The following is a 21,176-nucleotide window of genomic DNA, read 5'->3' as shown; positions in this document are numbered from 1 at the left end:
AGGCCCTCCAGTGGCTCGAGGCCAACGCCATCCCCGTGCAGGTGGTGGACATCACCACCCATCCGCCCTCAGCCGATCTGCCGGCGGCGGCCGCAGCTATCGGCAGCTGGGGCCGCCGCCGTCAACGCCATGGACCGGGAGCAGGCCCTGGCACCGGCGGCACCGTGAGCTGGTCCAGTTCGCGGATCAGGGCATCGATGCCCGCCCGGTTGATCTGACCCAGGTAGGTGAGCTTGAGCTCCTCAAGCAGCGTGCAGATCAGCTGCTGGCTGCGCTCCAGGGCCGGCCCGCTCTCGAGGGCATCGGCCAGTTCATCCCAGAAGCGGTCGACGCAGGCCTGCAGCAGGTCGATCTGACGGTTGTCCCGCTGCTGCAGCCGTTGACCGGCGCTGCGCGAGAGCTCCAGCAGGCTGTCCACCACGCCGGAAGCCAGCTGGCGGGTCATCTCCTGCTCGACCTGGAGCAGGAGCTGGAGATTCCGCAGCGCGGGGGGGACCACCATGGTCTGGAGGGTCTGCTGCAGGGCATGGCTGACCACGGCCCGGAGCTCCGGCGCCAGCCGGGGCCCCACCTGGGTGAGCAGCAGCGGCCCCCAGATGCGCAGCAGCTCCACCAGCTCGCGCTCATCGTTGATGGTCACCATCTGGTGGCTGCGCAGTCGGCGGATGCGCTGGGGCCAGCGGGGCGAGCGGATCACGCTCTGGGCGCCATCCATCAGCTGCAGGGCCAGCACCTCGAACAGCTCCACCGCCAGCAGGGCCACTACCCCCCGGCTCATCACGGCCCGCAACGGCTCAAGGTTGGCCAGACCGCTGCTCTGCAACCGCTCCGCCACGGGAATCAGGCGCAGCGGCCGCCAGAAGGGCAGCAGCAGCGGCAGATCGGTCCAGCGACGCAGCAGGGCATCGGTCCAGCTCAGGCCGGGCAGGCGGCGGCGCAGACGGATGGTGCGCCAGAGAATGTCCGCCAGAAAGACGCTCTGGAACAGCAGCAGATCGATCCGCCAGAAGGTGTCGGTGGGGCGGCCGTTCTCATCGATCGAACGCCAGTAGTTCGTCGCCACCAGGGGGAGCACCTGCTGCTGCCAGAACAACCGCTCCTCGGCCCAGGGTCGCTGGCTGAGCCAGGCATCCCCCAGCAGACGCTCGGCCGAGCGCTTGGAGGAATCCAGATCGGCCCGCTGCCTCAGCCGGTTCTTGATCTTCTCGAGGGTCCCCGACCCCCCCGAGGCCAGAAAGGGGTTGTCATCGATCATCTCCTCGGTCAGACGCACCTGGCGCCGGCGCAGGTCGGTGGCGTCCTCCCCCGCCAGCAGCTCCCCGTCCAGCTGGGCGAAGGCGTCCAAGTAGGCCTGGGTCTCCCGGTGCGGTTCGATCCCCTTGATCGGGTCATAGAACGGCGTGATGTCGGGCAGCCAGCCGAGCCGCAGCACCAGCGGCGCCGAGGGCACGGGATAGAGGTTGCGCTGCAGCCAGAAGGTGCGCAGCGGCACGTAGCTGATGTCGAAACAGACCCAGAGCAGGTTCAGGCTGGCCCAGAGCGCCACGAACTGGTCCCAGCGGCGCAGCAACCGATCGGACAGGGGAGCCTCACCGCCCATCGGGAGCGCTTGCCAGCGGGGCCGGACCATGGGAGAGGGCGTCGATCCGGTTCAGGGTAGGAAGCTCCACCTTCCGTCCCCCGCGCCTTAGGGTGACCGGCTCCGGTCGGTGCCTGATCGATCGGGCTCCCCCTTGCATCAGGAAGCCCTTGAGCGCCGAGGACGCCCCATCGCCGCCCCTTCCCCTTCCTCCATCGCCGCCCACGCCCCCCTTGACCCCCGCAGAGCCTGCCGAGACCGCAGCCCACGATCCCGCCGGCCGTGGGGCCCAACCCGGGGGGGTCCCCCCGGTTCGTGAGGAGAGCGCCTGGAGCTTCTGGCGCAGCGTGCTGCTCACCCTGGCGGTGGCCCTCGGCATCCGCCAGTACCTGATCGAGGCCCGCTTCATCCCCTCCGGCTCCATGCTGCCCGGTCTGCAGATCCAGGACCGGCTGCTGGTGGAGAAGATCAGCTTCCGCAGCCGTGAACCCCGCCGCGGCGACATCGTGGTCTTCCACTCTCCCTACAGCTTCGATCCGGCCCTGCGGGGCGATCGAAGCGCCGGGCCCCTGCGCTGTCTGGTGGCCAACCTGCCCCTGCTGGGCTCGATCCCGGGGCTCCATGAACCCGCCTGCGATGCCTACATCAAGCGCGTGGTGGCTGTCCCCGGCGATCGGGTGGTGGTCGATCCCCGGGGGCTGGTGAGCATCAACGGAACCCCCCTGCAGGAGCCCTACGTGACCCAGAACTGTCCGGTGGACAGCCAGGGCATGGGCCCCTGCCGCAGCCTCGACGCGGTCGTACCGGCCGGCTCGGTGCTGACCCTGGGGGACAACCGGGCCAACAGCTGGGACGGACGGTTCTGGCCCGGGGGAGCCTTTCTGCCGCAGAAGGAGATCATCGGCCGGGCCTTCTTCCGCTTCTGGCCCCTGGACCGGGTGGGGGCCCTGGGGGATCCCGACCCGCTCAGCGGGGGCCCCGCCAGAGCTGGGGAAGCAGCCCCGTCGCCAGCACCCGCCCCCTGAGCGTCGTGCCGCCATAGGGCTGGTTGGCGGCCAGGGAGGCGTCGGGGTCCCCCTCGGGAGACCAGTCCTGGCTGGGATCGAAGAGGATCCACCGCCGGCCACCGCAGACCAGAGCCGGTTCAGCCGTTCCCAGGTACCGGGCCGGTCCCCAGCAGAGGCGCTGCCAGAGGGCCTCGACGCTCCAGCCCCGTCCCTGCACCAGCTCCCCCCAGAGCGCCGGCAACACGAAGCGGTGACCGGCGATCCCGGCGGCGCGCTGATCCAGCGGCAGCAGCCGCTCCTCGGCGTCGAGGGGCTGGTGCTGGACGGCCACGGCCGTGATCACCCCGTCGGCCAGGGCGCCGATCAGGGCCTCCCGGTCGGTCGGCCCCCCCAGGGAAGGCACCAGTTTCCAGCCCTCCTCAAGGGGGTCAAGCCGACCACTGTCGGCCACCAGGTGCCACCAGCACACACTCGCCGGCGGCGGCTGCGGCACGGAACGCAGCAGGGCCACCCCCTGGGCGGTGGAGAGATTGGCCAGGCGCAGGCGGGCCTGGGGCAGAGCCGCGGCCAGGGTCAGCAGGCTCCGGAGCGGCAGGGTTTCGCTCAGGGGTGGATCGATCGGCCAGCCGGCCCGCAGGGCCTCGACTCCGGCTCGCACGAAGCCGCCCCGATCGAGGCTGGGATCCCGCGGCGTCAGCAGCACGGGATGGTCACCCGCCTCCCCCAGCTGCAGCCCCCGCTCCAGCAGCCCCAGGGGTGGCAGGGCTCCCTCCTCCGCCAGACCGATCGCACCGGCCGCGAGCTGTTCCGCGTGGGGGGCCAGGTCCTCGCCGGCGCCCTCCAGGCTGAAGCTTCCCCAGAGCAACAGTTCAAAGGGTGGCTCACCGCGCAGGCCGAGCCGCTCGGGCCGGTCCCGCCAGGTGCCGGCCCGGGGCAGCAGCGCCACGGTGCCGTAGCCGGCGGCCGCGGCGGAGCGCTGGAGCGAAACCAGGGTTTCGGCCCGGCCGTCCAGGGGGGCCTCCAGCACGCTGTGGGCATCCACCAGCGGCGGGGCCAGCAGCCAGCCGGCGGCGGGCAGGCCCTCGAGGCCGAGTGCCGCGCCCCGCTCGAGGGCCCCGGACCCGAGCGCCACGATCCGTCCCTCCTCCAGGAGCACATCCTCCTGGCGGAGGGGATGGGCCGGTCCCTCCAGCCACTGCACCGATCGCAGCAGCCGCGCGGCCATCAGAGGGCTCCGGCGGCGGTGTGATCCAGCACGCCGCCGAGGTGGGCGGTGAAGTTGAGCCCGCTCAGCACCGGCCGCGGCGCACCCTCGCCGGGCTCGGCGGGCGTCAGATCGATCACGCTCACGCCGCCGTTGCCCTGCTTGACCATCCAGATGTCGGCGGGGGTGAGGCCCAGCAGCGCGCAGAGAATCGTCTTGTTCACGGCGTCGTGGGCGACCACCAGGGCGGTGTCCTCGGGGGCGAGGCCGGCGGCGATCCGGGTCCAGGCCGCCACGGAACGGTCCCAGACCTGCTTCAGGGTTTCCCCTTCCGGCATCTGCACGGTCTGGGGAGCTCGCTTCCACTGGGCCAGCAGCTCTCCCCACTCCGCCGCGATCTCCTCCTCGAGTCGCCCTTCCCACAGCCCGTGGCCGATCTCCACCAGGTCCTCCACCTCGGTGAGCGACAGCCCCGGACGGGTGCGCAGAATCACTTCCCCCGTCTGACGGGGGCGGGCCATGGCACTGGTGTAGGCCCGCTGGATCGGCACGGGCTCCAGAAAGCGAGCGGCCGCTTCGGCCTGGAGCAGGCCGTTGGCATTGAGGGGAATGTCGATCTGACCCTGGAAGCGGCCCTGGCGGTTCCAGTCGGTTTCCCCATGGCGTACGAGCAGCAGCCGCGCCCCTGCCCCCCGGGGGGGCAGGGGCTGACCCAGATGGGCGGTGTTGTTGAGCGACTCGATCTGCACCTCCAGGTCGGAGCCGGCCTCGCGGCGCAGGTTCAGCACCGAGAGCGAGGCGTTGTCGAGGCGCAGGCGGGGAAAGGCGGAGGCCGGCAGACCGAGCAGCCGGAGCAGCAGGCAGCGCAGGATGCCGTTGTGGGCCACCACCAGGACACAGGCGGGGGACGCCCCCGGGGGATGGCGCTCCAGCAGGGTGTCCAGGAAGCGGCCGGCCTGGGCCATCAGCTCCTCGATGGGCCGGTAGCTCCGGCCATCGGCACGCTGCAGCTCCAGGGTGCCGGGGTCGAGTCGCCAGAGGCGGTGCTGGGCCGGGAACCGCTGGCGCACCTCGCGGCTCAGCAGGCCGCTCCAGGGCGCCAGGTCCACCTCCAGCAGGGTGTCCTCCGACCGGGGCGCCAGCCCCCCCCCCTGGGCGGCGAGCAGGGACCGGGCCGTGTCCCGGGCGCGACTCAGAGGCGAGGTGTAGGCCGCCGTGATCGGGAGGTCCCCCAGGGCCGCTCCGGTGCGGCGCGCCTGGTCATGGCCGACCTCGGTGAGCGAAGAGAGATCGTCCCGCCCCTGGATGCGGTGCTCGGTGTTGAAGCTGCTCAGCCCGTGGCGGACCAGCAGCAGGCGAAGGGGCACGGGCGGTGGACCGGGAGCGCCGCCATCGTATTGGAGGGGTCCGGGTTGGGCCTGGGGGGAGAATCGGGCCATCGCCGGGGGCACAGGTGTCAGCTGGAGGACGACAACGCCTGGAGGGCTGGAAGGGGGGTCTGGCCCTGGTCAGCCTGGGCCTGTGCCTGTTGCTGTGGCTCAACGGGCTGGTGGCGAGCCTGGAGCGGCCCTCCGTCGGCGGCGACCTCTCCAGGCGTCAGCTGGAGCTGGCCGTTCTGGCGGAACCTGGCCTGCCGGCCGGCCTCCGACCGGTGCTGGTGGGAACGGATCCAGAGGCGAGCCTGCTGGAGGAACTCAACCGCCAGGCCCGGGACAGGGAACCGATCGACCCCGCCGCCGGACCGGAGGGGACGTCCGAGCGCACCCGCTCCATCCTGCTCAGGGCCGTGCTGCACCTGCAGAGCGGGAACCGGGCGGAGGCCGTCCCCCTGCTCGAACGGCTCGAGCGGGAGGGTGACCCCAGGCAACGGGCCCTGAGCGCCCGGCTGCTCGATCCCCCGCCCGCGCCGGACCCGGTGAGCGCACCGATCCTGCCCCCCCCCAGCGACCCCCTGGTGCGGCGGCTGAGCTGCCAGGCACTGCAGGGCGGCGCCGATCGCTCCGGGCTCTGCGCCCTGCCGGAGGCGGAACGGCGGGCGGCGGCGCAACTGCTGGGGGTGCACCTGCTGCCCGCCCTGGCTCTGCTGGCCGGGATGGTGCTGCTGGTGCGGGAGATCTGGCAGCGCTGGCGTGGCAAGCAGCCTCCCCTGCCGGCCCTGGTGGGGCCGGACCTCACCCTGGTGGATGTGGTCCTGCTGATCGCCGGCGGCTTCGTGCTGATGGGCGAGTTGTTGATCCCCCTGCTGATCAGCCCCCTGCTGAACGGTCTGTTCACGGTCCTGGATCCCGACCCCTCACTGGTCGACGGACTGAGGGTGATGGGGCTCTACCTGGCGCTGATGGCGGCGCCCCTGACGATCCTGGTCCTGATGCTGCGGGGGCGGCCGGGGCCGCCCCCGGCCGGCGGCTGGCTCCAGTACCGCTGGCGCCCCCCGCTGCCGGCCCTGCGGCAGGCCCTGAAGACCCTGCTGATCGTGCTGCCGCTGGTGAGCCTGGTGAGCTGGTTGCAGCAGCTGGTCTGGGGGGATCCTGGCGGCAGTAACCCCCTGCTGGAGCTGGTGCTGCGCAGTGGAGCCAGCCTGGCGCTCGCCTGCTTCGCCTTCACCGCGGTGGTGCTGGCGCCGTTCTTCGAGGAGACGATCTTCCGGGGAGTCCTGCTGCCGGTGCTGGCCCGCCAGTTCGGGGCGGTGGGGGGAGTGGTGCTCAGCAGCGCCGTGTTCGGGATCGCCCATCTCAGCCTGGGCGAACTGCCGCCGCTGTTCATGCTCGGGCTGGGTCTGGGCTGGCTCAGACTGAGCAGCGGCAGGCTCAGCGCCTCGATCTGGCTGCACGCCTTCTGGAACGGCCTCACCTTCGTCAATCTCCTCTTGCTGGCCGCCTGACGCACGCCTTGCTGGCCCTGCCGTCCCATGGTTCACTTGCGAAGTGATCCGAGGATCCGTTGGTCGCCCTTCCATCGCCGCAGCCAGCGAGCCATCGCCGGCCGCTCGACCTGATCGAGGGGTCCCTCTCCAGCCGGCGGGTCGCCCGCCAGGCCCCCTGGCTCGCCGCCCTGCACAAGGCCACCGACGGTCTGCTGCTGGCCCTCGGGGGCTCCATGCTCGGTCTGACCGTGCTCACCCTCCACTGGCAGGGGCAGTGGACCCAGAGCTATGAGCGTCTGGAGCGCTCCCAGGTGCTGGGTCACCGGCTGCAGGAATCCACCGCCCAGCTGGAGCAGCACCACCTCCAGGTGGCCCGCCGCCCCGGCCAGCTGATCCCCACCAGCATTCACCGCCTGATCCACGTACCGGCCCCTTCCCCCAGTGGGCCGATCGCGCCGATGACCCGGCAGCTGCTCCGCCAGGTGGATTCGGGGCTGGTCAGTCTGCCGGTCCGCTCCATTCGCCCCGGATACTGACCGTGGTGCGTCGCTCCCCAGCGGGTCCGTCGCCTCTGCCGCTGCGGCCCCGGACCGCCGGGGTGGAACCCTCGCCGCGAGCCTCCCAACGGCGGGTCATCGCGCTCAAGCCGGTGCCGGCCATCCGGCTGTTCAGCGTCTATCTCCTGCTTGCCATCGCGCTGTTCGCCCTGGCGGGGCGGCTGGCCTGGCTGCAGGTCAAGGAGGGCGACCGCCTGCAGGCCAGGGCGCGGGCCATCCAGACCCAGAAGGTCGCCCCGATCGGCAAGCGGCGTCCGATCGTGGATCGCCAGGGGCGCCTGGTGGCGCTCGATGAGGAACGCTTCACCCTCTGGGCCCATCCCCGCTACTTCAACTTTCCCGGCGATCCCCCGACCCTCACCCGCAGCGCCACCGACGTCGCCAAGAAGCTCTCCGGGGTCCTCTCGGTCCCGCCGGCCGATCTGCTGCACAGCATGGGGAACCGGCGCAGCGGCGTGAAACTCGCCACCGATCTCAATCCGGCCACCGCCGCGCTGATCCGGGAGTTGGGCATCAGCGGCCTGGATCTGGAGCCCTACCCCCAGCGGATCTACCCCCAGGGCCAGCTGTTCGCCAACGTGGTCGGGTTCCTCAACCTGGAGCGGGTCGCCCAGGCCGGCCTGGAGCAGAGCCGGGACAGGGACCTGAAACGCCAGGAGAGCGTCCGCGCCCTGCGGCGCGGTGCCGATGGCACCCCCCTGCCCGACGGTCTCCAGCCCGGGGTGCTCTATACCGATGACCTGCGGCTGCAGCTCACCCTCGACGCCCGGCTGCAGCAGGTGGCCCAGCAGGCCCTGGTCAAGCAGATGAAACAGTGGCGCGCCAAGCGGGGCACCGCCATGGTGATGGATGTCCGCAATGGCGAGCTGCTGGCCCTCGCCTCGGCTCCGAGCTACGACCCCAACGAATTCTGGCGGTTCTCGCCGGGCCTGTTCCGGGAATGGTCGGTGCAGGATCTCTACGAGCCCGGCTCCACCTTCAAGCCGATCAATCTGGCGATCGCCCTGCAGGAGAAGGCCATCGACGCCACCAGCACGGTGGACGACATCGGCCAGCTGACCATCGGCGGCTGGCCGATCTTCAATCACGACCGCCGCGCCAATGGCCGGCTGGACATGGCCACCGTGCTGCAGGTCTCAAGCAACGTCGGCATGGTGCAGGCGATGCGACGGGTCAAACCCGCCAGTTACTGGGAGTGGCTGCGCAAGATCGGCATCGACACCGTGCCCGACACCGATCTGCCGGGAGCGGTGGCCGGGGAGCTCAAGACCCGCACGGATTTCACCACCCAGCCGATCGAACCGGCCACCGCCGCCTTCGGCCAGGGCCTCTCGCTCACCCCGCTCAAGCTGCTGCAACTCCACGCCATGCTGGCCAACGGCGGGCGCCTGGTGAGCCCGCACATCACCCGGGGGATGCGCTCAGGCGATTCCCTCTCCCCGACGCCGGACCAGGTGGAGGGGCTCAAGGTGATGGATCCGGCCGTGACCGGGCAGCTGCTGGCCTGGCTGGAAACCGTGGTGGATGAGGGCAGCGGCAAGGGGGTGAAGATTCCGGGCTACCGGATCGGCGGCAAGACGGGAACGGCCCAGAAGGCCCGCAACGGCATCTACATCCCGGGGGCCCGCATCTGCAGCTTCGTGGCCCATCTGCCGATCGACGACCCCCGTTTCGTGGTGCTGGTGGTGGTGGACGAACCCCAGGGCGGCAACGCCTATGGGTCCACGGTGGCGGTTCCCGTGTCCAGGGAGATCATCGAAGCCCTGCTCGTGCTCGAAAAGGTTCCTCCCAGCACAGCGGTCGCCGCGACGGTCCGGGGTTGAGCACGGGCGGAAGGACCACCCGCCGGAGGCTGGTTAGCCTGAATCGCAAATGCCCGCGCACCGGTCCATGGCCAACCTGCTGGATCAACTCGCCGCCATGACGGTGGTGGTGGCCGACACCGGCGAGCTGGAGGCGATCAAGCAGTTCACACCGCGGGACGCCACCACCAATCCCTCCCTGATCCTGGCGGCGGCCCAGATCCCCACCTACCAGCGGCTGATCGACGAATCGCTGCGGGCCTCCCGCAGCGTGATCGGAACGGCGGCGCCGGCCGAGGCGGTGGTCCTTGAGGCCCTCGATGAGATCTGCGTCACCTTCGGCAAGGAAATCCTGGGGATCGTGCCCGGGCGGGTGTCCACCGAAGTGGATGCCAGGCTCAGCTACGACACCACCGCCACAATCGCCAAGGCCCGCAAGCTGATCGGTCTCTACGAAGAGGCGGGCATCGGCCGGGATCGGGTGCTGATCAAGATCGCCTCCACCTGGGAGGGCATCAAGGCGGCCGAGCAGCTCGAGCGCGAAGGCATTCACTGCAACCTCACCCTGCTGTTCAGCTTCACCCAGGCCGTGGCCTGCGCCGAGGCGGGTGTCACCCTGATCTCCCCGTTCGTGGGGCGCATCCTCGACTGGTACAAGCAGGACACCGGCCGCGACCACTACCCCGGTCCGGAGGATCCGGGCGTGATCTCCGTGACCCAGATCTTCAACTACTACAAGACCCACGGCTACGCCACCGAGGTGATGGGAGCCAGCTTCCGCAACCTCGAGGAGATCATCGAGCTGGCCGGCTGCGACCTGCTCACCATCTCGCCCAAGCTGCTCGATCAGCTGCGCAGCACCGATGCCGAGCTCGCCCGCCGGCTCGATCCCGTCGCCCCGGGGGCCAGCGAAGCCCGCTTCAGCCTGGATCGCACCGGCTTCGACGCCCGCATGGCCGACGACCGGATGGCCAGCGAGAAGCTCGATGAGGGGATCCGCGGCTTCAGCAAGGCGATCGAGACCCTGGAGGCCCAGCTGGCCCACCGGCTCGCCGAACTGGAGGGGGAGGCGGCCTTCGCCCACGCCGCCCAGGAGATCTTCCTGCTCAACGACATGGATGGCGACGGCTGCATCACCCGCGAGGAGTGGCTCGGCAGCGATGCCGTCTTCGACGCCCTCGACACCGACCATGACGGCCGCCTGGTCCCTGAGGACGTGCGGGGTGGCCTCGGGGCCCCCCTGGCCCTGGTGGCGGCCTGAGCCTGGGCGAAACCGGATCGGGGAACCGGATCGGTCCTTAACGTTCTGGCCCCACAATGACGGGGTCCTCACTGCTTGTGCGACGGTGAATGCCCTCGAAACGATGCGTGCCCTGGGCAACAAGGGAGAAGTGCGGGAGTTCCAGACCGGGGAGAGGATCTTCTCGGCCGGTGAATCGGGCGACTGCATGTTCGGCCTGCTGGAGGGCACCGTTCAGCTCAGCTGGAACGGTGATGAGGCCCACGAGGAGATCCAGGCCGGTGACGTGTTCGGCGCCGGGGCCCTGGTCACCCCCGACCACCGCCGCTACGGGAACGCCACCGCCCTGACCCCCTGCAGCATCCTGGTGATGAACCGGGAGAAGTTTCTCTTCGCCGTGCAGGAGTCCCCCATGTTCGCCATCGAGCTCCTGGGCTCGATCGACGAACGGCTGCGCCAGCTGAAAGGCTGCCTGCGCCACTGAGCCCAGACCCCCGGGTCTCAGCCGCCGAACATCAGCCGCCGGATCACCCGCTGGGCGATGTCGCCGTAGCCCATCTCCCCCGAGAGGATCTGGGCGATCCGCTGGGGGGCGGTGGGGCGCTTGACCCCCAGCTGATAGCCGATCCTCGGGAAACGGTAGAACACCTGGGCGATGCGCCCCCCCCAGGCCATGGCGTGGCCCCACTCCTGTTGCATGGTCTCGGTGTAGCCCGGCAGCGCCGCCGCCTCCCCCCCCAGCCAGTGGTCGAGGGCCTCGGCCGCCCGGGTTCCGCTCAGCAGAGCGGGTCGCAACCCCTCCGCCAGGAAGGGATCGGCCAGGGAGGCCGCATCACCCACCAGCAGGGCGCCGGAGTCGGCATGGAGCCGGTGATGGCCATCCCAGACCCGCAGGGGCCACTCGGTCCTCACTCCGGCGTCCGGTGGCAGGCCCAGGCTGGGCAGCAGGCGAGCCAGCACCGCATCGGTGTTGGTGGCGTCGCGGCCGATGAAGGTACCCACACCGATGCTGAGGCCGCCCCGGCGGGGAAAGGCCCAGCTGAACCCATGGCGAACCAGACCGAATTCGAAGCGGGCCGTGTCCGGATCCAGCACCGTTCCCTCCACCTCCACCGCCAGGGCCGAGGCATAGCGGGGCCGGGGGGCGCCCAGTCCGAGGGGGGCGGCGAGACGGGAGCGGGCTCCGTCGGCGATCACCACCCCGCGGGCGGTCCATACGGCGCCGCAAGAGCTCTCCAGGCGCCAGTGGTCACCCTCCCGGGCGATCGACTCCACCCGGGCCCCCTCGATCAGATCCGCGCCGGCCGCGACGGCCTGCTCGGCCAGAAAGCGGTCCAGAACGGCGCGACGCACGATCCAGAACGGCGCCTCCCCCGGGAGTTCGGCCAGCACCGGATCCTCCAGGCACCAGGTGAAGCGCACCCGGGTGATGACCTGATCCACCGCGGGAGCGAGATCGAAGGGAAACCAGCGCTGCACGGAGGCCGCCATGCCCCCGCCGCAGGGTTTGGGGCGGGGCATCCGGACGGCCTCCAGCAGCCGCACCCGCCGGCCCCGGGCCGCCAGGTGGTAAGCCGCCGCCGCACCCGCCGCCCCGGCGCCGACGACAACCACGTCGACATCGGCGCCGGAGCCGTTCACACCTTGAGGATGTCGGATTCCTTCTCGGCCAGATGCTTCTCGAGCTGGGCGACGAACCGGTCGGTGAGCTTCTGGATCCTGTCCTGCTCGTCGCGGCTCTGGTCCTCCGAGAGCTCTCCCTCCTTCTCCTGCTTCTTGATCCGGTCGATCGCGTCCCGGCGGAGGTTGCGCAGGGCCACCTTGCCCTCCTCGGCATAGCGGGCGGCGAGCTTGCAGAACTCCTTGCGCCGATCCTCGGTGAGCGGTGGGATGTTGATCCGGATCACCTTGCCGTCGTTGTTGGGGGTGAGGCCCAGGTCACTCATGGCGATCGCCTTCTCGATCAGCGCCATGGCACCGGTGTCGAAGGGCTGGATCTGGATCGTCTGGGAGTCGGGGGTGGAGAGGGAGGCCAGGGAGCGCAGCGGCGTTTCGGCCCCGTAGTACTCGATCGAGAGCTTGTCGAGCAGGGAGGGGTTGGCCCTGCCGGTGCGGATCGTGTTGAAGGTGCGCTGGGTCGCGTCCAGCGACTTGCGCATGCTGGCTTCGAGGTCCATGGGGAGAAGGGGAGACTCCGGGGTCAGCCGGCGGGGGTGATGCGGGTGCCGATCGGATCACCGGCCACGGCCCGGCCGATGTTGCCGGGGCCGAACAGGTCGAAGACCACGATCGGAATGGCGTTGTCCTTGCACAGGGCGATGGCCGTGCTGTCCATCACCGCCAGTTCGCCGCTGAGAACATCCTGGAAGGTGAGGTGCTCATAGCGGACGGCCTCGACGTGGCGAGCCGGATCCTTGTCATAGACGCCATCCACCTTGGTGGCCTTGAGAACCACCTCGGCATTGATCTCGGCGGCCCGCAGGGCGGCGGTGGTGTCAGTGGTGAAGAAGGGATTGCCGCAGCCGGCCCCGAACACCACGACGCGGCCCTTCTCCAGGTGGCGGATGGCCCGCCGGCGGATGTAGGGCTCGGCGATCTCCTGCATCCCGATCGCGGTCTGCACCCGGGTGGGCACACCGACGCGCTCGAGGGCGTCCTGCAGGGAGATGGCATTCATCACCGTGGCCAGCATGCCGACGTAATCGGCCGTGGCCCGGTCCATCCCGGCGGAGGAGCCCTTCAGGCCCCGGAAGATGTTGCCGCCCCCCACCACGATCGCCAGCTCGGTGCCGGCGGCCACCACGGCGGCCACGTCGTCGGCGATCGCCTTGACGATGGCGGGGTCGATGCCGTAGCCCTGATCCCCCATCAGCGCCTCGCCGCTGAGTTTGAGCAGGACACGCCGGTAGGCCATCGGATTCGGGACGCGGCGAACTCGGTCGGCGGCAGAGTAGCAAGCACCCCTGCGGGGGTCCGGGCCTCAGAATTCGATGCCGGCCTGGGCCTTCACCCCCTGCTCCCGGAAGGGATGGCGCACCAGACGCATCTCCGTGACCAGGTCGGCCCGCTCCAGCAGGGCGGGCGGGGCGCCCCGTCCGGTCAGGGCCACGTGGGTGAGCGGCGGGCGCAGGGAGAGCCCTTCCAGCACCTGCTCCACCTCCAGATAGCCCAGCTTGAGGGCCACATTGACCTCATCGAGCACCACCAGCCGGCGCTCCCCGTCGGCCAGGTAGGTCAGCGAGCGCTGCCAGGCCGCCTGCACCAGCTCCCGGTCACGGTCCCGGTCCTGGGTCTCCCAGGTGAACCCTTCCCCCAGGGCATGCCACACCAGCGCCTCACCGAAGAGCTCCAGCGCCCTGGCCTCCCCCGGCTGCCAGCCCCCCTTGATGAACTGCACCACCGCCACCGACTCGCCGTGGCCCAGGGTGCGCAGGGCCAGACCCAGGGCCGCGGTGGTCTTGCCCTTGCCGTCGCCGGTGAAGACCAGCACCAGACCCTTCTCCAGGGTCCGCTCCCCCACCCGCTGACGCTGCACCTCCTGGCGGCGGCGCATGCGGCGCCGGTAGCCATCGGGATCGCTCTCGGGGGCCAGAGCGCCACCGGGACCGAGCTCCTCCGCCTGGAGATCCAGGCGCTCGGTGGTGGCGGCGGGGCTGATGGGGTCCGTCTCGGGCATGGAGCGGCGGCAGGGAGACGCCAGCACTCTGGCGCCGCGCTCACGGATCCCGTCGACGGGCCAGGGCCGCATCCACCGCCTGCTGCTGGTCGCGCCGGGTGATCCAGTGGTGGTAGGTGCGGGTGTGGATCGCCACCGAATGGCCCATCATCCGGGCCGCCACCGTGTCAGGCAGGCCGATATGGATCGTGCGCACGGCCCAGGCGTGGCGGAGGTCGTAGGGGGTCAGGGGCAGGCCGTAGCGCCGGAACTGCTCCGCCACCCGCCGTCCCACCTGCTGCAGCGTGGTGCGGCGCAGATCGGTGCAGACCGGCGGCAGAACCTCGCCGGAGGCAAGGCGGGGGAGCTCGAAGCGATCGACCCAGTCGGGCTGGAACGGCCAGACCTGATGCTCGCCCGTTTTGGTGGTGGGGAGCACCCGCAGCACCCGGTCTCCTCCCGGAGCCAGCGACGCGAGGTCGCAGAAGAAGACTTCATGGTTGCGCAGGCCGTAGGCGGCCATCAGGCCGTAGGCCAGCCGCCAGCCCGGGTTGGGGATGCGCTGCACCAGGGCCAGTACCTGCGCGTCGCTGGGCAGCTGGCGGAAACGGCTCTGATGCAGCCCGTAGCCCCCGGCCCGTTCGCTCCAGTCGGAGGGCAGCGGAAGGTCCAGCTCGCGGGCCAGGGCCGCCAGAACGAGGCCGCACTGCTGACGACTGCGGCTGGCCGGAGCGTGGCTCTCCAGCACCTGCTCGAGCAGGGCCGTCTCCAGGCACCGGCCGCCAGAGACGGCCGCCTGCACCTTGCGCAGATAGGGCCGGTAGGCCGCCTGCCAGGTGGTGCGGCTGCCGGCGGGATTGCGGTGGCGGCGGGGGTCGGCGAAGAAGGCGTGTTCGAAGCGCTCGAGCCCGGGCGCCGGGGCTCCCGGCCCGGGGCTGGGCGGGGCGGGGGTGCTCGGGGGCACGGCTCCGGAGGGCACAGCTCCGGCCCCTGCCGCCCGCCCACCCCAGTCGCTCCAGTCGAAGCGCTGCTGCTGGAGGCTCCTGAGCAGTCGTTTGAGCTCCTGCCGGGCCTGGCTCAGTCCGGTGTTATCGGCGGGCAGGCCCAGGCTGATGCGCTGCACCCGGTGACCGCGTCCGTGGCGACACGGCAGCGGCCCCCGCAGCCCCAGGCGGCCCCCCCGCCGCTCCAGCCGGAGCGCCACCCCAGCGGCGGCCAACCGGGCATTGTGGCCGCGCAACTGGGCATCGATCGATTCCACCGCAGCGAATCGCCTCGCAGGCCTGACCTTATCGATGGCGGAGGCCCGCGGCCAGGGGTCCGGCAGCAGCGTTACGCTCAGGGCCCAATCGAAGCAACGGATCAGGCATGGCCAGGGTCGGCGTCCTGCTGCTGAACCTCGGCGGACCCGAGCGGATCGAGGACGTCGGTCCTTTCCTCTACAACCTCTTCGCCGATCCGGAGATCATCCGCCTGCCGGTGCCGGCCCTGCAGAAACCGTTGGCCTGGCTGATCAGCACCCTGCGCAGCAGCAAATCCAAGCAGGCCTACCGCTCGATCGGCGGGGGCTCCCCCCTGCGCCGGATCACCGAGCAGCAGGCCCGGGAGCTGCAGAGCGAACTGCGCCAGCGCGATGTGCAGGCCACCACCTACGTGGCGATGCGCTACTGGCACCCGTTCACCGAATCGGCCGTGGCCGACATCAAGGCCGACGCCGTCGATGAGGTGGTGGTGCTGCCGCTCTACCCCCACTTCTCGATCAGCACCAGCGGCTCCAGTTTTCGCGAACTGCAGCGTCTCCGTCAGGCGGATTCGGCCTTCAGCCGGCTGCCGATCCGCTGCATCCGCAGCTGGTACGACCACCCCGGCTACATCCAGGCGATGGCGGAGCTGATCGCCGCCGACGTCAACGCCTGTGACGTTCCCGGCAACGCCCATGTCTTCTTCAGTGCCCACGGCGTGCCCAAGAGCTACGTGGAGGAAGCGGGAGATCCTTACCAGAAGGAGATCCAGGCCTGCGCCGAACTGGTGATGCAGCAGTTGGAGCGGCAGCTGGGCCATGCCAATCCCTACACCCTGGCCTACCAGAGCCGGGTCGGTCCGGTGGAGTGGCTCAAGCCCTACACCGACGAGGCCTTGGTGCGCCTGGGCGAAGACGGGGTCAAGGAGTTGGTGGTGGTGCCGATCAGCTTCGTGAGCGAGCACATCGAAACCCTCGAAGAGATCGACATTGAGTATCGGGAGATCGCCACGGAGGCGGGAATCACCAATTTCCGCCGGGTGCCCGCCCTCGACACCTACCCCACCTTCATCCGGGGACTCGCCGATCTGGTCCAGCTCGCCCAGGCCGGCCCGGAGGTGAACCTCGACCAGGCCGCCACCCTGCCCACCAAGGTCAAGCTCTACCCCCAGGACAAGTGGGCCTGGGGATGGAACAACAGCTCGGAGGTGTGGAACGGCCGGCTGGCCATGCTGGGCTTCTCCGCCTTCCTGCTGGAGCTGATCAGCGGTCGCGGCCCCCTCCATGCGATGGGCCTGCTCTAGAACCCGGGCGCCCGGACAACGGCTGCGCAACAGAGGGCCCGTCCACCGAAGCGACCCCCTACTCTGTGATTCTTCCGTCACCTGAGTGACCAGCCGCCGTGACGACCGCCACCGGGAGCAGTGTCAGCGTGAGCACCGCCACAGCCGCCACGCCCCCCGGCACCACCACGACCCTGCCCTCCGGCTCCCCGCTCCAGGAGGGGCTTCAGGGCCTGATCAGCGGCGCCGATGCCCTGATGGACGCCCTCCATCGCCATGGGGTCACCCACATCTTCGGCTACCCGGGCGGCGCCATCCTCCCGATTTACGACGCGCTCCACAAGGCCGAGACCCGCGGCTGGCTGCGCCACATCCTGGTGCGGCACGAACAGGGCGGCACCCACGCGGCCGATGCCTATGCCCGGGCCACCGGCCGGGTGGGGGTGTGCTTCGGCACCTCCGGACCGGGCGCCACCAATCTGGTCACCGGCATCGCCACCGCCCAGATGGATTCGGTGCCGATGGTGGTCATCACCGGCCAGGTGCCCCGCGCCTCGATCGGCACGGACGCGTTTCAGGAAACCGACATCTTCGGCATCACCCTGCCGATCGTGAAGCATTCCTGGGTGGTGCGGGATCCCGCCGACATCGGGCGGATCGTGGCCGAGGCCTTCCTGATCGCCGCCACGGGCCGACCCGGCCCCGTGCTGATCGATGTGCCCAAGGACGTGGGGCTCGAAGAGTTCGACTACCTCCCCGTCGAGCCGGGAAGCGCCGTGCCGGCGGGCTTTCAGCTGCCCACCCCGCCCCGACACGAAGCGATCGAACGGGCCCTTGAGCTGATCCGGCAGGCCCGCCGACCCCTCCTCTACGTGGGGGGAGGGGCGGTGGGCTCCAGCGCCCACGGGGCCGTCCTCAGCCTGGCGGAACGGTTCCAGCTCCCGGTCACCACCACCCTGATGGGCAAGGGCGCCTTTGACGAGCGCCACTCCCTGGCGGTGGGCATGCTCGGCATGCATGGCACCGCCTACGCCAACTTCGCCGTCACGGAGTGCGATCTGCTGATCGCCGTCGGCGCCCGCTTCGATGATCGGGTCACTGGCCGGCTCGACAGCTTCGCCCCCCGGGCCCAGGTCATCCACATCGACATCGATGCGGCCGAGGTGGGCAAGAACCGCGTGCCCGACGTGCCGATCGTCTCCGATGTGCGCCTGGCCCTCGAGGCCCTGCTGGCCGCCTCCGCCGGGGAGACGGCCAGCGGCCGTACCGAGGCCTGGCTCGATCGCATCGCCACCTGGAAACAGCACTATCCCCTGGTGGTGCCCTGCCCCGATGGCGACATCGCCCCCCAGGAGGTGCTGGTGGCCCTGCGGGACCTGGTCCCCGACGCCTTCGTCACCACCGACGTGGGGCAGCACCAGATGTGGGCCGCCCAGTTCCTGAACAACCCGCCGCGGCACTGGATCAGCAGCAGCGGCCTGGGCACGATGGGATTCGGCCTGCCCGCCGCCCTCGGGGTGCAGGTGGCCTTCCCGGACGACCAGGTGGTCTGCGTGGCCGGCGACGCCAGCATCCTGATGAACATCCAGGAGCTGGGCACCCTTTCGCAATACGACCTGCCCGTGAAGGTGGTGATCATCAACAACGGCTGGCAGGGCATGGTGCGCCAGTGGCAGGAAAGCTTCTACGGCGAGCGCTATTCGGCCTCCGAGATGATGGGCGGCATGCCTGATTTTCCCCGCCTGGCTGAAGCGTTCGGGGTTCGTGGGGTGGGCATCACCGAACGGGCGACCCTGCGGGAGCAGCTGGCGGAGGCCCTGGCCCATCCCGGCCCCGCCCTGATCGACGTGCGGGTCCGCCGCGGCGAGAACTGCTATCCGATGGTGCCGCCCGGCGCCAGTAATGCCCAGATGGTGGGGCTGCCCAGCCATCCGGAGCTGGCCATCGCCACCACCCGCCAGTGCGCCAGCTGCGGTTGCAGCACCGAAAGTGCCCACCTGTTCTGCCCCAGTTGCGGCGCCAAGCTCTGAAGATCCTGCGGCTGGGCCCGGTCCTGGCGATCCTGCTGTCGGTCCTGCTGGGCTCCTGGCCCGCCCGGGTGGCAGCGGCCGAGGTGATGCAGGTCCGCAGCGGCGTCCTCCTGCAGGTGGGAGATGGAAACCGGAGCTATGCGGTGCAGCTGGGGTGCGTCAGTGTCGAGCCCGCCCATGGGGTGGAAGCGGCCGACTGGCTGCGGGAGCAGCTGCCGCGCCGCACGCGGGTGAACCTGCGCCCCCTGGGAAGCGCCGATGGGGTGCTGCTCTCCCAGGTGCGCCTGCTCTCCACCGGAGAGGACCTGGGGACCGGTCTGCTGCAGGCCGGGCTGGCCCGGCCCCTGCCGGAGGGGATCGCCCCGGCCGGCTGTCCGCCCCAACCATGAGCATCAACCGCACCGCCAGGGGCATCGTGCTGGTTCCCAGCCTGCTGCTGGGGGGAGCCTTTCTCTCGGCAGGTCTGTGGTTGGAGGGCGAGGCGGCGGCAAACCGCCCGATCGCCCTGGCCCTCGGAGGCGTGCTGCTGGCCACCGGCCTGCTGACCCAGCTGCTGCCGGAGGCCGCTCCCGAGAGCGCCCCGGAGATCGGTCCCGGTGGCACGGCGGAGGCCGGGCCGGCCCAGGGTGGCGAAGAGGCCGCCGGAGAGCAGCCCTAGCAGCCCCAGGTCATTGCTCGTTCGGCCACGCCGGTGCTTCAGGGCCTGGGGCCGCCCGTGCCCGGACCGGTCGACCGGGCCCCGGATCGGGTCTCCTCCTCCACCAGGCGGAAATACTCCGGAGTGGGATAGAAGGTGAAGGTGTCCTTGGGTTCCTTGAGGATCTGATCCATCACCGCCGAGAAATCGGCGGCCTGCACCTGGAGTTTGCTGCGATCCGGCACGGTCTTCAGGGCGTTCTCCAGCGAGGCGTAATCAAAGAAGAACACGCCACGCTCCCCCACCTGGGTCTTGATGGTCAGCAGCGGTTTGGTGAAGAACACCGGCAGGCTCAACCCCTCACGGATCGTCTGGTCGTCGAGGCCCTGCTGGCGCAGCAGGGTTTTGGCCTGATCCATCTCCCGGGTGCCGGAGATCACCGGGGAGAGCAGCTTGCGGTCCGTCAGCTTGGTGTTGAGCTCCGTCACCCGCTCCAGCGCCACGTTCAGGGGCAGGGGCAGCACACCGGCCTTCACAGTGGGATTGGCCTTCTGGAAGGCGGCGAGCTCCTGCTCGGCCTTGACCCGCTCCAGGTATAGGGGCAGCACCAGGGCCTGATCGCGCTCCAGGGGAAGGGGCACACCCTGGGAATCGGCGAGGATGAAAACCGGAATCACCGCGAGTTTCTTCAGGGCCTCGGCCTCGGGAATGGCCAGGGCCGGAGCCGCCAGCACCAGGGAGGCCAGCGCCAGCGTGCAGACCCCGAGCGCCCTGGCCAGCCGAAGGAAGGGTCGGCCAGGCCCCGAAGGGAGCGGGCGGTGACCCGAGCTGGTCTGCATGCAAGCCTCGTCGTGGGATTCGACTGTAGGAACGTCCCCTCCTCCTAAGGTCTCCGGGCTGGACGGTACGGGGCATGACCACTAGTCCGCTCTGGATGCTGGGCGTCGGTGTGGGCGCTGCCCTGCTCGGGGTCCAGGGCCTGGCCGCCAGTGCGCCCTTCTCCAGCCAGGTTCTGATGCTGCTGCCGCCCGAGGGCATCCTCGCGGGGGTGGGAGACGGGTTGCGGCGGGGCTACGCCCTGGCCATGGAGGACGCCAGGGCCTGCGGTGTGCAGCCCCCCTCCCTGCGTCTGGCCTGGCTTCCGGCCGACCAGGATCCCTTGCCGGTGCTGGAGAATTCGGTGTTGCCCGAGCTCCTGATCGGCCCGCCCGCGGTGCCGCTCGCCCCGTTCGGCCAGCTGGCCGAGAGCAGCGGCCTTCAGGTTCTGCTCCCCCTGCAGCGGGGCAACTCGGTGCGACGGCTCCCCAGCCAGCTGGGGGCGGATCGGCTCTGGCCCCTGCTGCCCCCCCGGAGCCAGGAGGCCGATCGGCTGGCCCGCGGTCTGATCGAACAGGGGCGCACCAAGGTGATGGTCATCCATGACGGCGGCAGCGAGGACGCCGCCCTGGCCGATCGGTTCGTGGAGACGATCGGTGGGGAGGGGGGCTGGGTGGTGGGTCCCACCAACGACCCCGAGGCGATCCTCGATCCCGATGCGGCGGCCCTGGAGCAGCTCCGGGACGACGTGAACTGGTACTCCCCAGCGGCCCTGGTGGTGATGACCACGCCCCGGAGCCCCCTGGCCGAGGCGGTGAGCCAGCTGGAGCTGCCGACTGACCTGACCCTGGTCTGGCCCTTCCCCGTCCGTGATCCGCTGCCCAACGCCCAGCTCGGCGTGGACCCGCTCAGCCGTGGCCCCGGCTGGTCCCGGTTCGAGCAGGCGTTCGAGCGGGCCTACGGCGCGGCGCCGGGCCTGGTGGAGGCCGCCGGATATGACACCGGCCAGTTGGTGGCAGTGGCCTCCCAGGGAACGGTTCCCCGCCGCTTCTGGGATCTGGACTGGCTGGATCCCAAGGCCAAGACCCTGGAGCTCTGCCCGGCCCTGAAGGCCAGGCGGGCCGGGGAGCGGCTGGCCCTCAAGGGGGCGGCCAGCCGGCTGGATCTCAGCCCCGGAGTCCCCCCCAGCGGAGAATTGCGTCTCACCCCCGTTACGGGGGCGGCCGCCTCCGGTGGGGCTCCCTAGGCTGCAGGGGGCGTTGC

At 70.5% G+C, this 21,176-nt stretch carries 20 protein-coding genes; 11 read left to right on the top strand and 9 right to left on the bottom strand.

From position 1 onward, the window contains the following. Positions 1–121: 121 nt before the first annotated feature. Positions 122–1,630, bottom strand: coding sequence for a hypothetical protein (locus ACWJI7_RS09900; RefSeq protein WP_479937570.1), 1,509 nt, complete (start codon positions 1,628–1,630; stop codon positions 122–124). 182 nt (positions 1,631–1,812) lie between these two features. On the opposite strand from ACWJI7_RS09900, the gene lepB reads away from it, so the two are divergent. After that, entirely contained in the window at positions 1,813–2,604 is a 792-nt protein-coding gene (gene lepB, locus ACWJI7_RS09895) for a signal peptidase I (protein WP_479937568.1), read from the top strand. Here lepB and ACWJI7_RS09890 read toward each other — a convergent pair. Beyond that, positions 2,546–3,811 carry an amidohydrolase family protein gene (locus tag ACWJI7_RS09890; RefSeq protein WP_479937566.1) on the bottom strand — a complete coding sequence of 422 codons (1,266 nt, stop codon included), beginning with the start codon at positions 3,809–3,811 and terminating at the stop codon, positions 2,546–2,548. The two genes, lepB and ACWJI7_RS09890, sit on opposite strands and share 59 nt — an antisense overlap. Further along, positions 3,811–5,157 (bottom strand): histidine phosphatase family protein, encoded by a 1,347-nt coding sequence (locus ACWJI7_RS09885; protein ID WP_479937564.1) that lies wholly within the window; start codon positions 5,155–5,157, stop codon positions 3,811–3,813. The genes ACWJI7_RS09890 and ACWJI7_RS09885 overlap by 1 nt, the downstream gene beginning before the upstream one ends. Before the next feature lie 86 nt (positions 5,158–5,243). Between ACWJI7_RS09885 and ACWJI7_RS09880 the strand changes: the two genes are divergently transcribed. The 5 genes from ACWJI7_RS09880 (at position 5,244) to ACWJI7_RS09860 (ending at position 10,736) form a co-directional block, all read left to right on the top strand. After that, complete coding sequence (locus tag ACWJI7_RS09880) at positions 5,244–6,671, top strand: CPBP family intramembrane glutamic endopeptidase (protein ID WP_479937563.1); 1,428 nt, start codon at positions 5,244–5,246, stop codon at positions 6,669–6,671. Between the two features lie 59 nt (positions 6,672–6,730). After that, entirely contained in the window at positions 6,731–7,189 is a 459-nt protein-coding gene (locus ACWJI7_RS09875; protein ID WP_479937561.1) for a hypothetical protein, read from the top strand. Positions 7,190–7,191: 2 nt separating this feature from the next. Then, positions 7,192–9,033, top strand: coding sequence for a peptidoglycan D,D-transpeptidase FtsI family protein (locus ACWJI7_RS09870; protein ID WP_479937559.1), 1,842 nt, complete (start codon positions 7,192–7,194; stop codon positions 9,031–9,033). A gap of 67 nt (positions 9,034–9,100) precedes the next feature. After that, positions 9,101–10,273 (top strand): transaldolase, encoded by a 1,173-nt coding sequence (locus tag ACWJI7_RS09865; protein ID WP_479937558.1) that lies wholly within the window; start codon positions 9,101–9,103, stop codon positions 10,271–10,273. Between the two features lie 85 nt (positions 10,274–10,358). Further along, positions 10,359–10,736, top strand: a complete 378-nt coding sequence (locus tag ACWJI7_RS09860; protein WP_479937556.1) for a Crp/Fnr family transcriptional regulator — start codon at positions 10,359–10,361, stop codon at positions 10,734–10,736. Between the two features lie 17 nt (positions 10,737–10,753). On the opposite strand, the gene ACWJI7_RS09855 is transcribed toward ACWJI7_RS09860, so the two are convergent. The 5 genes from ACWJI7_RS09855 to ACWJI7_RS09835 all read right to left on the bottom strand — a co-directional run bounded on the left by ACWJI7_RS09855 (position 10,754) and on the right by ACWJI7_RS09835 (position 15,168). Next, the gene (locus ACWJI7_RS09855) at positions 10,754–11,893 is read right to left on the bottom strand and encodes an NAD(P)/FAD-dependent oxidoreductase (protein WP_479937554.1); all 1,140 of its coding nucleotides are present in this window, start codon (positions 11,891–11,893) and stop codon (positions 10,754–10,756) included. Beyond that, positions 11,890–12,429 carry a ribosome recycling factor gene (gene frr / locus ACWJI7_RS09850; protein WP_479937552.1) on the bottom strand — a complete coding sequence of 180 codons (540 nt, stop codon included), beginning with the start codon at positions 12,427–12,429 and terminating at the stop codon, positions 11,890–11,892. The genes ACWJI7_RS09855 and frr overlap by 4 nt, the downstream gene beginning before the upstream one ends. Before the next feature lie 23 nt (positions 12,430–12,452). Further along, complete coding sequence (gene pyrH, locus ACWJI7_RS09845; RefSeq protein ID WP_479937550.1) at positions 12,453–13,166, bottom strand: UMP kinase; 714 nt, start codon at positions 13,164–13,166, stop codon at positions 12,453–12,455. 66 nt (positions 13,167–13,232) lie between these two features. Beyond that, positions 13,233–13,928: a cob(I)yrinic acid a,c-diamide adenosyltransferase gene (cobO, locus tag ACWJI7_RS09840; protein WP_479937548.1), complete on the bottom strand. Its 696-nt coding sequence runs from the start codon at positions 13,926–13,928 to the stop codon at positions 13,233–13,235. A gap of 40 nt (positions 13,929–13,968) precedes the next feature. Continuing rightward, positions 13,969–15,168 (bottom strand): site-specific integrase, encoded by a 1,200-nt coding sequence (locus tag ACWJI7_RS09835; protein WP_479937547.1) that lies wholly within the window; start codon positions 15,166–15,168, stop codon positions 13,969–13,971. A gap of 107 nt (positions 15,169–15,275) precedes the next feature. On the opposite strand from ACWJI7_RS09835, the gene hemH reads away from it, so the two are divergent. The 4 genes from hemH to ACWJI7_RS09815 all read left to right on the top strand — a co-directional run bounded on the left by hemH (position 15,276) and on the right by ACWJI7_RS09815 (position 19,118). Further along, positions 15,276–16,451: a ferrochelatase gene (hemH, locus tag ACWJI7_RS09830; RefSeq protein WP_479937546.1), complete on the top strand. Its 1,176-nt coding sequence runs from the start codon at positions 15,276–15,278 to the stop codon at positions 16,449–16,451. 236 nt (positions 16,452–16,687) lie between these two features. Beyond that, on the top strand, positions 16,688–18,460 hold the full coding sequence (gene ilvB, locus ACWJI7_RS09825; RefSeq protein WP_479937659.1) for a biosynthetic-type acetolactate synthase large subunit: 1,773 nt from the start codon (positions 16,688–16,690) through the stop codon (positions 18,458–18,460). Next, positions 18,442–18,849 (top strand): hypothetical protein, encoded by a 408-nt coding sequence (locus tag ACWJI7_RS09820; protein ID WP_479937544.1) that lies wholly within the window; start codon positions 18,442–18,444, stop codon positions 18,847–18,849. The genes ilvB and ACWJI7_RS09820 overlap by 19 nt, the downstream gene beginning before the upstream one ends. Next, complete coding sequence (locus tag ACWJI7_RS09815; protein WP_479937543.1) at positions 18,846–19,118, top strand: GIVxVP protein; 273 nt, start codon at positions 18,846–18,848, stop codon at positions 19,116–19,118. The genes ACWJI7_RS09820 and ACWJI7_RS09815 overlap by 4 nt, the downstream gene beginning before the upstream one ends. A gap of 38 nt (positions 19,119–19,156) precedes the next feature. Here the strand turns inward: ACWJI7_RS09815 and ACWJI7_RS09810 are convergent, their stop codons facing one another. After that, on the bottom strand, positions 19,157–19,936 hold the full coding sequence (locus tag ACWJI7_RS09810) for a hypothetical protein (RefSeq protein WP_479937541.1): 780 nt from the start codon (positions 19,934–19,936) through the stop codon (positions 19,157–19,159). A gap of 74 nt (positions 19,937–20,010) precedes the next feature. Between ACWJI7_RS09810 and ACWJI7_RS09805 the strand changes: the two genes are divergently transcribed. Continuing rightward, positions 20,011–21,159, top strand: coding sequence for an ABC transporter substrate-binding protein (locus tag ACWJI7_RS09805; protein ID WP_479937539.1), 1,149 nt, complete (start codon positions 20,011–20,013; stop codon positions 21,157–21,159). The last annotated feature ends 17 nt before the right edge of the window (positions 21,160–21,176 follow it).

It is taken from the genome of Cryptocyanus atlanticus LEGE 06306 (assembly GCF_056633155.1).
This window is presented reverse-complemented; position numbering and strand designations above follow the sequence as displayed.

Excerpts from the sequence above, each read along its gene's own strand:
- ACWJI7_RS09890 (WP_479937566.1), bottom strand. The coding sequence starts at position 3,811 with ATGGCCGCGCGGCTGCTGCGATCGGTGCAGTGGCTGGAGGGACCGGCC.
- cobO (WP_479937548.1), bottom strand. The coding sequence starts at position 13,928 with ATGCCCGAGACGGACCCCATCAGCCCCGCCGCCACCACCGAGCGCCTG.
- ACWJI7_RS09900 (WP_479937570.1), bottom strand. The coding sequence starts at position 1,630 with ATGGTCCGGCCCCGCTGGCAAGCGCTCCCGATGGGCGGTGAGGCTCCC.
- ACWJI7_RS09815 (WP_479937543.1), top strand. The coding sequence starts at position 18,846 with ATGAGCATCAACCGCACCGCCAGGGGCATCGTGCTGGTTCCCAGCCTG.
- frr (WP_479937552.1), bottom strand. The coding sequence starts at position 12,429 with ATGGACCTCGAAGCCAGCATGCGCAAGTCGCTGGACGCGACCCAGCGC.
- hemH (WP_479937546.1), top strand. The coding sequence starts at position 15,276 with ATGGCCAGGGTCGGCGTCCTGCTGCTGAACCTCGGCGGACCCGAGCGG.
- ACWJI7_RS09805 (WP_479937539.1), top strand. The coding sequence starts at position 20,011 with ATGACCACTAGTCCGCTCTGGATGCTGGGCGTCGGTGTGGGCGCTGCC.
- ACWJI7_RS09865 (WP_479937558.1), top strand. The coding sequence starts at position 9,101 with ATGGCCAACCTGCTGGATCAACTCGCCGCCATGACGGTGGTGGTGGCC.
- pyrH (WP_479937550.1), bottom strand. The coding sequence starts at position 13,166 with ATGGCCTACCGGCGTGTCCTGCTCAAACTCAGCGGCGAGGCGCTGATG.
- ilvB (WP_479937659.1), top strand. The coding sequence starts at position 16,688 with ATGGACGCCCTCCATCGCCATGGGGTCACCCACATCTTCGGCTACCCG.
- ACWJI7_RS09810 (WP_479937541.1), bottom strand. The coding sequence starts at position 19,936 with ATGCAGACCAGCTCGGGTCACCGCCCGCTCCCTTCGGGGCCTGGCCGA.